The 10,155-nt window shown below is 72.6% G+C and carries 12 protein-coding genes and 10 tRNA genes; 12 read left to right on the top strand and 10 right to left on the bottom strand.

The window, feature by feature from the left end; genetic code table 11:
• Positions 1-44: 44 nt before the first annotated feature.
• Positions 45-971, top strand: a complete 927-nt coding sequence (locus tag V7E45_RS37420; RefSeq protein WP_333778752.1) for a phosphotransferase family protein — start codon at positions 45-47, stop codon at positions 969-971.
• 80 nt (positions 972-1,051) lie between these two features.
• Complete coding sequence (locus V7E45_RS37425) at positions 1,052-1,348, top strand: TFIIB-type zinc ribbon-containing protein (protein WP_020938897.1); 297 nt, start codon at positions 1,052-1,054, stop codon at positions 1,346-1,348.
• A gap of 53 nt (positions 1,349-1,401) precedes the next feature.
• On the opposite strand, the gene V7E45_RS37430 is transcribed toward V7E45_RS37425, so the two are convergent.
• The 7 genes from V7E45_RS37430 to V7E45_RS37460 all read right to left on the bottom strand — a co-directional run bounded on the left by V7E45_RS37430 (position 1,402) and on the right by V7E45_RS37460 (position 2,120).
• A tRNA-Val gene (locus V7E45_RS37430) sits at positions 1,402-1,470 on the bottom strand.
• A gap of 16 nt (positions 1,471-1,486) precedes the next feature.
• A tRNA-Val gene (locus V7E45_RS37435) sits at positions 1,487-1,558 on the bottom strand.
• A gap of 29 nt (positions 1,559-1,587) precedes the next feature.
• Positions 1,588-1,659, bottom strand: a tRNA-Val gene (locus V7E45_RS37440).
• 48 nt (positions 1,660-1,707) lie between these two features.
• Positions 1,708-1,778, bottom strand: a tRNA-Val gene (locus tag V7E45_RS37445).
• 68 nt (positions 1,779-1,846) lie between these two features.
• Positions 1,847-1,920, bottom strand: a tRNA-Cys gene (locus V7E45_RS37450).
• Positions 1,921-1,958: 38 nt separating this feature from the next.
• A tRNA-Gly gene (locus V7E45_RS37455) sits at positions 1,959-2,031 on the bottom strand.
• 16 nt (positions 2,032-2,047) lie between these two features.
• Positions 2,048-2,120: transfer RNA gene (locus tag V7E45_RS37460), tRNA-Gly, on the bottom strand.
• Between the two features lie 178 nt (positions 2,121-2,298).
• Between V7E45_RS37460 and V7E45_RS37465 the strand changes: the two genes are divergently transcribed.
• Genes V7E45_RS37465 through V7E45_RS37475 form a run of 3 tightly spaced genes read left to right on the top strand, consistent with a single transcriptional unit; the run spans position 2,299 to position 5,093 of the window.
• Entirely contained in the window at positions 2,299-3,396 is a 1,098-nt protein-coding gene (locus V7E45_RS37465; RefSeq protein WP_333778744.1) for a chorismate-binding protein, read from the top strand.
• Entirely contained in the window at positions 3,393-4,214 is an 822-nt protein-coding gene (locus tag V7E45_RS37470) for an aminotransferase class IV (protein ID WP_333778745.1), read from the top strand. Before V7E45_RS37465 ends, V7E45_RS37470 begins: the two co-directional genes overlap by 4 nt.
• Before the next feature lie 54 nt (positions 4,215-4,268).
• Positions 4,269-5,093, top strand: coding sequence for a GNAT family N-acetyltransferase (locus V7E45_RS37475; RefSeq protein WP_333778746.1), 825 nt, complete (start codon positions 4,269-4,271; stop codon positions 5,091-5,093).
• A 36-nt stretch (positions 5,094-5,129) separates the two neighbouring features.
• Here the strand turns inward: V7E45_RS37475 and V7E45_RS37480 are convergent, their stop codons facing one another.
• Complete coding sequence (locus V7E45_RS37480; RefSeq protein WP_333778747.1) at positions 5,130-5,651, bottom strand: DsbA family protein; 522 nt, start codon at positions 5,649-5,651, stop codon at positions 5,130-5,132.
• A gap of 431 nt (positions 5,652-6,082) precedes the next feature.
• On the opposite strand from V7E45_RS37480, the gene V7E45_RS37485 reads away from it, so the two are divergent.
• Both V7E45_RS37485 and V7E45_RS37490 read left to right on the top strand, forming a co-directional pair.
• Positions 6,083-6,526, top strand: a complete 444-nt coding sequence (locus V7E45_RS37485; protein ID WP_333778748.1) for a hypothetical protein — start codon at positions 6,083-6,085, stop codon at positions 6,524-6,526.
• 121 nt (positions 6,527-6,647) lie between these two features.
• A complete protein-coding gene (locus V7E45_RS37490; protein ID WP_020938891.1) occupies positions 6,648-6,800 on the top strand; it encodes a hypothetical protein in 153 nt (50 codons plus the stop codon).
• Between the two features lie 65 nt (positions 6,801-6,865).
• Here V7E45_RS37490 and V7E45_RS37495 read toward each other — a convergent pair whose 3' ends face one another.
• Both V7E45_RS37495 and V7E45_RS37500 read right to left on the bottom strand, forming a co-directional pair.
• Positions 6,866-7,426 carry a CGNR zinc finger domain-containing protein gene (locus V7E45_RS37495; protein ID WP_333778749.1) on the bottom strand — a complete coding sequence of 187 codons (561 nt, stop codon included), beginning with the start codon at positions 7,424-7,426 and terminating at the stop codon, positions 6,866-6,868.
• 288 nt (positions 7,427-7,714) lie between these two features.
• A complete protein-coding gene (locus V7E45_RS37500; protein WP_004002642.1) occupies positions 7,715-8,128 on the bottom strand; it encodes an SsgA family sporulation/cell division regulator in 414 nt (137 codons plus the stop codon).
• 191 nt (positions 8,129-8,319) lie between these two features.
• On the opposite strand from V7E45_RS37500, the gene V7E45_RS37505 reads away from it, so the two are divergent.
• From V7E45_RS37505 to V7E45_RS37525, 5 genes are all read left to right on the top strand, one after another.
• Complete coding sequence (locus V7E45_RS37505; protein WP_333778750.1) at positions 8,320-8,820, top strand: TIGR02611 family protein; 501 nt, start codon at positions 8,320-8,322, stop codon at positions 8,818-8,820.
• Between the two features lie 73 nt (positions 8,821-8,893).
• Positions 8,894-8,965, top strand: a tRNA-Val gene (locus tag V7E45_RS37510).
• 25 nt (positions 8,966-8,990) lie between these two features.
• Positions 8,991-9,062 (top strand) — tRNA-Val (locus tag V7E45_RS37515).
• A 533-nt stretch (positions 9,063-9,595) separates the two neighbouring features.
• Positions 9,596-10,042 carry an SRPBCC family protein gene (locus V7E45_RS37520; protein ID WP_333778751.1) on the top strand — a complete coding sequence of 149 codons (447 nt, stop codon included), beginning with the start codon at positions 9,596-9,598 and terminating at the stop codon, positions 10,040-10,042.
• Between the two features lie 39 nt (positions 10,043-10,081).
• Positions 10,082-10,153, top strand: a tRNA-Val gene (locus tag V7E45_RS37525).
• Positions 10,154-10,155 lie beyond the last annotated feature (2 nt).

Below are 10,155 nucleotides of genomic sequence, written 5' to 3' on the forward strand. Positions count from 1 at the left end.
CTTCCGGCCGGCCCGCCCCACCCACGCACCCGGTCCTTGTCCCCGTGCTCACCGCGCGGCTCGCGGCCACCGTCCACCCGGAAGCCGGCGACGCCTCCTGCTCCTGTGTCACTGCCCCGCTCGCGGACCGCCCCGACGCCACCGTCGTCCGGCACGCCGACGTCGTGGCGAAGGCGCACGCCCCCGGTACCGACGCCACCGGGCTGACCCGCCGCCTCACCACGGCCGCCCGGCTCCCGGACGTGCTCCTCGCCCCGCTCGCCCCCGGGCCCGCCCTCGTGCACGACCGCCTGGTGACCCTGTGGCCGTACGGCGCGCCCGTGGACCCCGACGACCCGGACGCCGCTCCCTGGGAAGCGGCCGCCGCACTCCTCGCCCGGCTGCACCGCGCGGCACCGCCCGGCGACCTGCCGCCCATGCGGGGCCCCGAGAAGGCGGCCCGGGCGGTCGGCCGACTGCGCGCCGCCCCGGACACCGCGCCCCATCCCGCCGCACCCGCCGTGCTGCGGGCCTGGCGCGCCCTCCCCGCCTGGGCCCGGGCCGAGGCCCCCATGCCCGGCACCCCGGCCCTGTGCCACGGCGACCTGCACCTCGGCCAGCTCGTCCGCCACCCGGCGCCCGACGGCCCCTGGCGGCTGATCGACGTGGACGACCTCGGCCTGGGCGACCCGGCCTGGGACCTCGCCCGCCCCGCCGCCTGGTACGCCTGCGGTCTGCTGCCGCCCGACGAGTGGTCCCGCTTCCTCACCGCCTACCGCGAGGCCGGCGGCCCCGCCGTACCCGCGGACGGCGACCCCTGGGCCGCCCTGGACGTCCCGGCACGGGCCCTCACCGTGCAGACGGCGGCCCGCGCCCTCACCAAGGCGGCCACGGCCCGGCGCCCGCTGGACGAGGTGGAGCTGGCCCTGGTGGACGCCTGCGCCCGAATGACTTCCGCACCTCACCAGTTGACGCGCGGATTCCCGGCGTAGGGTGCAACCGAGCGGGACCGGACGGAGTCTGTCCTGGGGAAACACGAAGCAGGACCGAACGGCGAGGAGTTGAGCCGACCATGCAGTGTCCGAAGTGCCACGCGCCCATGCAGACCTACAACCGCAACGGCGTCCAGATCGAGCAGTGCAGCGGCTGCCGGGGGATCTTCCTCGACTACGGCGAGCTGGAGGCCCTGACCCGCCTGGAGTCCCAGTGGGTGCAGCCGGCGCCCCCGCCGGCCCCGCAGGCGTACCCCGCACCGTCCGCCCCCGCCTGGGGCGCCCCGCACGGCGGCGGTCACGGCGGTCACTACGGGGGCCACCACGGCGGCCACCACCGTCACAAGAGCTTCGGCCACATGCTGTTCTCCAGCTGAGCGCACGAAGAAGCCCCCGGCCGTGCGGGACGGCCGGGGGCTTCTTCGATGTGTGGACGATACTGGGATTGAACCAGTGACCTCTTCCGTGTCAGGGAAGCGCTCTCCCGCTGAGCTAATCGNGGCTTCTTCGATGTGTGGACGATACTGGGATTGAACCAGTGACCTCTTCCGTGTCAGGGAAGCGCTCTCCCGCTGAGCTAATCGTCCGCGGGCTGTGATCCGTGGAGCACAGACAGTGCGCGATACTGGGATTGAACCAGTGACCTCTTCCGTGTCAGGGAAGCGCTCTCCCGCTGAGCTAATCGCGCGGGTTCGGATCTTCGAGAAGACCCTCGGATCCTCGAAAGAAGATCCAGTGGACGATACTGGGATTGAACCAGTGACCTCTTCCGTGTCAGGGAAGCGCTCTCCCGCTGAGCTAATCGNCGATACTGGGATTGAACCAGTGACCTCTTCCGTGTCAGGGAAGCGCTCTCCCGCTGAGCTAATCGTCCTTGGAGGTGGAGACGGGATTTGAACCCGTGTAGACGGCTTTGCAGGCCGTTGCCTCGCCTCTCGGCCACTCCACCAGGAGTGTAGGGGATCGGGAAGACCCCTTCTTCCTTCGAGCGGACGACGAGGCTCGAACTCGCGACCTCAACCTTGGCAAGGTTGCGCTCTACCAACTGAGCTACGTCCGCCTGTCGTTTCGGTGNGAGCGGACGACGAGGCTCGAACTCGCGACCTCAACCTTGGCAAGGTTGCGCTCTACCAACTGAGCTACGTCCGCCTGTCGTTTCGGTGCGCTTGCGCGTCCCGGCGACGTGTTGAACTCTAGCGGATTCCTGGGCCAGTACAAAAACGCGTTTGCGCAGCGTGCTGCGGTGCGCCCGAGGGGCGAGGCCCCCGGTGCCGCCGGCGGCTCGCACCCGGGCCGCCTTTCGGACGCCCGTCCTAGACTCGACCCCGTGCTCCACCACCCTCCCCGGCACCCGTCCGCGCTCCCCCCGCTCGCCCGCTTCGGCGACCGGCTGGCCACCGGCCTGCTCGACGTCACCAGCGACCCCGCCGCCCTGGACTCCACCGGCTTCTGGGCCGTCTGTGCGGACTTCGAGGGCCGGCTGACCTGCGCCCGCTTCGCGCGGGTGCGCCACGAGCCGGTGCCCGCCCCGGTGCCCGGCGGCTGGCGCGGCCCCGCCGCGGGGGACTGGACCTCCTCCCTGGACCGCGCGGCCTACACCGCCGCCGTCGGCCGGATCCGCGAGCACATCGCGGCCGGCGAGGTCTACCAGGCGAACCTCTGCCGGGTGCTCAGCGCCCCGGTCGCCCCCGACGCCGACGTGGACGCGCTGACCGCCGTGCTGGCCCGCGGCAACCCGGCGCCGTACGCGGGCACGATCCGGCTGCCCGGGCACGGCGTGGAGATCGCCACCGCCTCACCCGAGCTGTTCCTGCGCCGGCACGGCCGCACCGTCGAGTCCGGCCCCATCAAGGGCACCGGCCGCACCGAGGCGGACCTGCTGGAGAAGGACTACGCCGAGAACGTGATGATCGTGGACCTGGTCCGCAACGACATCGGGCGCGTCTGCGCCACCGGCACCGTGACCGTGCCCGACCTGTGCGCCGTCGAGAAGCACCCCGGCCTGGTCCACCTCGTCTCCGCCGTGCGCGGGGAGCTGCGGGACGGCGCCGGCTGGCCGGACCTGCTCGGCGCGGCCTTCCCGCCCGGCTCGGTCACCGGCGCGCCCAAGTCGAGCGCCCTCAGGATCATCGAGGCCCTGGAGACCGCCCCGCGCGGTCCCTACTGCGGCGGTATCGGCTGGGTCGACGCCGACCGCGGCACCGGCGAGCTGGCCGTGGGCATCCGCACCTTCTGGATCGACCGTGCCGCGGGCGCGGCGACCCTGCGCTTCGGCACCGGTGCCGGCATCACCTGGGGTTCGGACCCCGAGGGGGAGTGGCGGGAGACCGAGCTGAAGGCGTCCCGGCTGCTCGCGGTAGCGTCGGGGACGTACGAGGAACAAGCGGCGGGCGGGGCCGGAACGGACGAAGGGGCGCTCTCATGATGATCTGGCTGGACGGCGGGCTGCAGGACGCCGAGTCCGCCCGCGTCTCCGTCTTCGACCACGGTCTGACGGTCGGCGACGGCATCTTCGAAACGGTGAAGGCCGCCCACGGGCAGCCCTTCGCGCTCACCCGCCACCTCGACCGGCTGACCCGCTCGGCCCACGGCCTGGGGCTGCCCGACCCGGACCACGACGAGATCCGCCGCGCCTGCGCCGCCGTCCTGGAGGCCAATCCGATGCCGCTGGGCCGGCTGCGCATCACCTACACCGGCGGGCACGGGCCCCTGGGCTCGGACCGCGGTGAGCACGGGCCGACCCTGGTGGTCGCCCTCGGCGAGACCGCGCGCCGGCCCGACACCACCGCCGTGATCACCGTCCCCTGGACCCGCAACGAGCGCGGCGCCCTCACCGGGCTGAAGACCACCTCGTACGCCGAGAACGTCGTCGCCCTCGCCCGCGCCCACCAACACGGCGCCTCCGAGGCCCTGTTCGGCAACACGGTCGGGCAGCTCTGCGAGGGCACCGGGTCCAACGTCTTCGTCGTCCTCGACGGCGAGATCCACACCCCGCCCGTGTCCTCCGGCTGCCTCCCCGGCATCACCCGCGCCCTGACCGTCGAGTGGACCGGCGCCAAGGAGACCGACCTGCCGCTCGACGTCCTGGAGCGGGCCGAGGAGGTCTTCCTCACCTCCACCCTGCGGGACGTCCAGGCCGTGCACCGGATCGACACCGCGGAACTGCCCGCGGCGCCCGGCCCGGTGACCGCCAAGGCCATGCGGGTCTTCGCCGAGCACGCCGGCCGGGACCTGGACCCCTGACGGACCCGGAAAATCCGGCTGCCCTGGGGCGCGCGAGCGGGTAGAACTCCCCTGATGACGACGACCCTGCGGCCGACCGAGCCGCTCCAGCAGCAGGCGGACGGCAGCCGTTCGCGCCGCTACCAGGTGTGCGTGAACAGCCGCCCCGTCGGCGAGGTCCACCTGCGCACCTCGCCCTCCCTCGGCCCCTCCGTGGCCTGTGTCCAAAAGTTGCGGATAGCGGAGCCCGACCAGCGGCGCGGCCGGGGCACGGTGGCCGCGCTCGCCGCCGAGGAGGTGGCGCGGAGCTGGGGCTGCACCTCCGTCGAGGCGGTGGTCCCCGCCGGGGCGGAGGGCGCGCTGCGGCTCGTCACGGCCCTCGGCTACCGGCCGCGCAACCGCGGTATGGAGAAGCGCCTCGGCACCACCCCGCCCGCGCTGCCCCCGGGCAGCCGCGCCCGGCCGATGGACCCGGCCGAGTACGACGCCTGGCAGGAGTACGGGTTCGAGGAGTACGCCCAGCAGTGGATAGCGCTCGGCGTGCCCGAGGCCGCGGCCCGGGCCAAGGCCCGGCGGGACCAGGAGACACTGCTGCCGGACGGCCTCGGCACCGCGGACACGCTGATCAGCGTCCTGGAGCACGAGGGGACGCGGGTGGGCACCCTGTGGCTGGCCCTGAAGGAGGGCAGGGCGTTCGTCTTCGACGTCGAGACCGAGCGGGCCCACCGCGGCCGGGGGCACGGCCGAACGCTCATGCTGCTGGCGGAGCGCCAGGCGATCGAGGCCGGCCGGCCCGTGCTCGGGCTGAACGTGTTCGCGGGCAACACCCCGGCGGAACGGCTGTACGAGTCGCTCGGCTACGACACGACGGACCGTGCCTTCGCGAAGCCGCTGCTGTAGGGCCCGGGCGTGAAGCCGCTGCCCCGAGCGACCGGGTCAGGACCCCGCGGCCAGCAGGCGGTCGGCGATCTCCTCGATGCGCTCGCGCAGCCCCTCCTGGCTCTTGCCGCCGTCCAGGCGCTCGCCCCCGATGACGTAGGTCGGCGTGCCGGTCACGCCGATCGCCTTGCCCTCGGCCTGGTCCGCGTCGACGACCAGGATGTGCCGGCCGTCGATCAGCGCGGTGTCGAACTCCTCGCCGTCCAGGCCCAGTTCACGGGCGACCTCGACCAGGAGGGCCTCGCCCCCGCGGTCCAGCTCGGCGACCCGCTCCAGCACCGCCTCCACGTACTCCCAGCCCTTGCCCTGCTCCAGGGCCTCCTCCGCGGCCTGGGCGGCGGCGAAGGCGTGCTGGTGCTTCTCCAGCGGGAAGTGCCGCAGCCGCAGCTCCAGCCGGTCGCCGTAACGGGCGCGCAGGGCGCGGACGTCGTCCAGGGCGCTGCGGCAGTCGGGGCACTGGAGTTCGCACCAGACGTCGAGGACGGGGGCCTCGGCGCCGGCGGGGGAGGAGTCGCTCATGCGGCCCAGTCTTCCAGGCCGGACGCGGCCGACCCAATCGGGACCGGGCGGCCTGGCGCCCGGGCGTCCCCCCAGGGTCTGTTGCGAAAGTGGTCCTCTGCCGTGCGACGTCCGGCACGCGCTCTCGCCGCACCGCCCGAAAGCCCGAGTACGCCCAGTACGAGGACTTCCGGGCGGCACGCCGAGAGCACGCACCGGACGCCGCGCGGCCGCCCTCCGGGCGACGAGGCCCCTTTCGCAACAGGCCCCAGGTGCGGAGGTCCGGGGTGGGGAGGCCGACCGGCACCCCAGGAGGAGGCGACCCCGGAGATCTCCCTGATCTCGCTCCTGAGCATGGCACCGGGCGGACCGGGCGGTGCAGGATGGAAGGGACGAAGCGCACCCTGCCGTGCCCTCGCGTCCCCGCGAACCGAGCCCGCCTGGAGGACCGGATGATTGCCGAGACCGTCTGCTCCGCCGCCTCGGCGGCGGGCCTGGGCATCGCGGTGGTGGCGGCCTACCGCAAGCGTTTTCTGTCGGCCGCGCGGATCGCCGCGTACGCGCTCGTGCCGATCGGCCTGGTCATGACCGGAGTGGTCGGCTGGCTCGCCGACACCGCCCTCAGCCCGACCGCCTGGGCCGGCTTCGGCCTGCTGGGCGCGGCCTGGCTGCTGTTCGCGGGCACCCGCGCGGTGGAGCGCCGGCGCGGCGGCACCCGGGCCGAGCGCAAGGCGGCCCGCGGCGGCCGCACCGAGCCGGTGGCCCCGGCGGCCTCGGCGCCCTCGCTCGGCGCGGGGGCGGGCCCGGTGGCGCGGCCCGCGGCCGCACCACGCTCCAGCGGCTCCTCCGACGACTTCAGCGACATCGAGGCCATCCTCAAGAAGCACGGCATATGACCTGGAACCGGTCACAACCGGAAGCAAGGTGACCGGACCAACACGGAATCGGTGAAGACCGGCACTCAGTGAGCGTGGTGATCGCCAACGGGGTGCCGACTGGTCCATCATCGGCCGCGAGATGCTGGACACGTCACAGAGCGAGGCCGCGCCGCCCAAGGACGAGCCGCGCGGGTGCCTCTTCGCCCTTTCCCAGCCACCGCTGATGATCTTCCTGGCGGTGATCGGGTGCCTGATCCTCATGGCCGCGTTGCACGATCTGCTGTTGCTGTGAGCCGTACACGTCCGTCCCGGCGTCACCCGCCGGGACCGGCGTCGCCCCGCGCGCCGCCTCGTGGATCAGCCCGCGGCTTCCTTGCGGCGTGCCCGGTAGGCGGCCACGTGCAGCCGGTTCCCGCAGGTGCGGCTGTCGCAGTAGCGGCGCGAGCGGTTGCGGGAGAGGTCGACGAAGGCGCGCCGGCAGTCCGGTGCCTCGCAGCGCCGCAGCCGCTCCTCCTCCCCGGCCACCACGAAGAAGGCGAGCGCCATCCCGCAGTCGGCGGCGAGGTGGTCGGCCACGGAGGCGCCCGGCGCGAAGTAGTGCACGTGCCAGTCGTAACCGTCGTGGTTCGTGAGCCGGGGGGTGGTGCCGGCAGCGGCGACCAGCTCGTTGATCATCCCGGCGGCCGCGCGGGCCTCCGTGGCGGCGAAGATCGCGGCGAACCTGCCCCGGACCTTGCGCACCGCCGACAGGTCGAACTCCGACAGCACGCCGACATCGCTGATTTTGTGGCTTCGCACGAAATCGGCGAGAGCCGTGACGTCCAGCAGTCCGTCCGCCGCCGCGTCGTCGTCCGGCGCGGTGTTCACCAGATCCACCACGGTGTCGAGGGCGCACCGGGTGTCGTGGGTGATCAGCACAGTTCGCTCCCTGGCCTGGGGGTCGGGCGGGCGCCCGCCGATGCTGGCCGATGGTAGCGACAACCGCGCCACCGCACCTGGTTCCGGCCATCGACGAACGCCGGTACAACGCCTCCGTGGCCCCGCGGGTTCCCGGGGCCCGGCCGTCGCCCGGACAGGTCGCGCAACAGGCCCGCGCCGTCCCGTGGACACTCACGGTGACGGCGCTTGCCTGTGCCCTATGCGGTTGTCTTGGCCCGAGCCGTCTCCCCGAGTGGACGGCGCCGGGCGGCTCAGAGGTGCCGCGGCCTAACTCTCCGCCAGAATGTGTGAGAGCTCCTGATCCAGATCGAAGTGGCGGTGCTCCGTGCCGGGGGGCACGGCGGCGTCCGTTCGCTTCAGGAAGGACTCCAGAGCCCGCGCAGGGGCCTCGAGCAGTGCTTCCCCCTCCGGGGAGCTCAAGGCGATGCAGACGACGCCCTGACCATGACTGCGGGATGGCCAGACGCGGACGTCGCCGGTGCCGGTGGGCCGGTGAAGCCCCTCGGCGAGGAGGTCGCGGGCGAACACCCACTCGACGGTCTCCTCGGCTCCGGTGTGGAAGGTGGCGTGCACGGCGTAGGGGTCGGCCGTGTCGTACCGCAGGCCTGCGGGGACAGGCAGGGAGGACTCGCTCGACACAACGAGGCGCAGGTGCAGCTCGCAGCTGACCGTGGTGTTCATAAGCGCCAGGGCCTTTCGCTCAGTGTGCGCTCGGGGATTCGCACGTCGGCGAAATCGACATGCCACCTACGGTGCCGTTGTAAACCCCTCTGAGGGTTTTGCGTGTGTTTACGTAACTCTTCCGGCCGAGAACTCGTACGAGGTCTACACCCATTCCGGTGGCCTGATTCACTCCGGTAGGGTTTGTCTGCATGAATACGGGGAGTGACGATCCGGGCGAGGTCGCCGCGGCATCGGGTGGTGCGGCCGGGGCCGACGGCACGGACGGCGGGGCCGACGGTACGGACGGGGCGGAGCCGAACACCAAGGAGTCCGGGCGGGGACTCGGCTCCCGTGCGCCGGAGTACGTCAAGGCGCGCCGGGCCCTGCACGTGAGCTGGCAGGTCGGCGTCTTCGTGGTCGGTCTGGCGGTCGTCGTCGCCGGCGTCGTCATGCTGCCGCTGCCCGGACCCGGCTGGGTGGTGATCTTCGGCGGCATGGCGATCTGGGCGACCGAGTTCGTCTGGGCCCAGCTCGTGCTCCGCTGGGCCAAGCGCAAGGTCACCGAAGCGACCCAGCGGGCGCTCGAGCCCGAGGTGCGGCGCCGCAACATCACCCTTACCGTGGTCGGTCTCGTGATCGTCGCCGCGCTCGTCGGGATCTACCTGTGGAAGTTCGGCGTCGTGATGCCGTGGAAGATCAAGGACCAGTGATCCGGCGCCGGAACCCGGCCGGGCGGGTGGTCGGGGGCACCCCCTGACATGGGGTAATGTTCTTCATGCGCCCGGGCGATTAGCTCAGTGGGAGAGCGCTTCGTTCACACCGAAGAGGTCACTGGTTCGAACCCAGTATCGCCCACCNGGGTAATGTTCTTCATGCGCCCGGGCGATTAGCTCAGTGGGAGAGCGCTTCGTTCACACCGAAGAGGTCACTGGTTCGAACCCAGTATCGCCCACCCGGACCGACGGCCCATCCGCGACAGCGGATGGGCCGTCGTCGTGTCCGGGCGGGGACGCCGCCCTGGCCCCGGGAAGTCGAAGGTGACGGTCCGTTACCTCTGATGGGGTGCCGAGGCGCGGGCCGGGAAGACCGGCCGGACCGTCGCGCACTTCGCGAAGAAGTATCCGGAAGATCAGGGTCAAGACCGACTTCCGGACGTACCGGTCCTTCCGGGAGAAGTTCCGGACCGGGGCGGCCGGCGAAATCCCCGGACGTTTTCCAATACGCCGTCACTTTCCTTCGGAAGTACGACAAGCGGGGAATTCTTCGTGGGGGGGGGGGCGGGGCCCCGGGGGGGGGGGGCGCCCCCCCCCAGTGTGAACGCCCACCCCGCGGCCCCAATANCCCCCCCCCCCCCCCCCCCCCCCCCCCCCCCCCCCCCCCCCCCCCCCCCCCCCCCCCCCCCCCGCAGTGTGACCCGCCCCACGGCGGGCCGCATGAGTACGCGTACTCAGAAAAGACCCGCGTCCGCCCGGGCACACTCGGCCCATGGACTGGAACCACTACCGCTTCCGCAGCCGGTGGTCCCTGCCCGCCCCGCCCGCGGCGGTCTACGCGGCGCTGGAGCGGCCCGAGGACTATCCCCGCTGGTGGCCGCAGGTGCGGTCGGTGACCCGCCTCGACGACGAGACCGGAGTGCTCACCATCCGCTCCGCGCTGCCGTACGCCATGACCTTCACCGCCCGAACCGACCGCCGCGACCCGGCCGCCGGCGTCCTGGCGGTCGGCCTGTCCGGGGACATCGAGGGCTGGGCGCGCTGGACGGTCACCGCCGAGGGCCCGGGCACGCTCGTGCGCTACGACCAGGAGGTCGACGTGCGCAAGGCGCTGCTCCGGCGGCTGGCCGTGCCGGGACGGCCCGTCTTCCGCGTCAACCACCGGCTGATGATGCGGGCCGGACGGCGCGGACTGCTGCGGCACCTGCGAGCGGTTTGAACGAAGGGCACGGGGACCTGTATTGTTCAGTGCGTTCCCGGGCGATTAGCTCAGTGGGAGAGCGCTTCGTTCACACCGAAGAGGTCACTGGTTCGAACCCAGTATCGCCCACC

This window comes from Streptomyces sp. IBSBF 3136, assembly GCF_036815105.1.
Classification (GTDB): Bacteria; Actinomycetota; Actinomycetes; order Streptomycetales; family Streptomycetaceae; genus Streptomyces.

What these genes read in the sequence shown, in the direction of transcription:
- V7E45_RS37475 (WP_333778746.1), top strand. Translation starts at nt 4,269, where the DNA reads ATGACGACGACCCTGCGGCCGACCGAGCCGCTCCAGCAGCAGGCGGAC.
- V7E45_RS37425 (WP_020938897.1), top strand. Translation starts at nt 1,052, where the DNA reads ATGCAGTGTCCGAAGTGCCACGCGCCCATGCAGACCTACAACCGCAAC.
- V7E45_RS37505 (WP_333778750.1), top strand. Translation starts at nt 8,320, where the DNA reads ATGAATACGGGGAGTGACGATCCGGGCGAGGTCGCCGCGGCATCGGGT.
- V7E45_RS37520 (WP_333778751.1), top strand. Translation starts at nt 9,596, where the DNA reads ATGGACTGGAACCACTACCGCTTCCGCAGCCGGTGGTCCCTGCCCGCC.
- V7E45_RS37470 (WP_333778745.1), top strand. Translation starts at nt 3,393, where the DNA reads ATGATGATCTGGCTGGACGGCGGGCTGCAGGACGCCGAGTCCGCCCGC.
- V7E45_RS37500 (WP_004002642.1), bottom strand. Translation starts at nt 8,128, where the DNA reads ATGAACACCACGGTCAGCTGCGAGCTGCACCTGCGCCTCGTTGTGTCG.
- V7E45_RS37485 (WP_333778748.1), top strand. Translation starts at nt 6,083, where the DNA reads ATGATTGCCGAGACCGTCTGCTCCGCCGCCTCGGCGGCGGGCCTGGGC.
- V7E45_RS37490 (WP_020938891.1), top strand. Translation starts at nt 6,648, where the DNA reads ATGCTGGACACGTCACAGAGCGAGGCCGCGCCGCCCAAGGACGAGCCG.
- V7E45_RS37480 (WP_333778747.1), bottom strand. Translation starts at nt 5,651, where the DNA reads ATGAGCGACTCCTCCCCCGCCGGCGCCGAGGCCCCCGTCCTCGACGTC.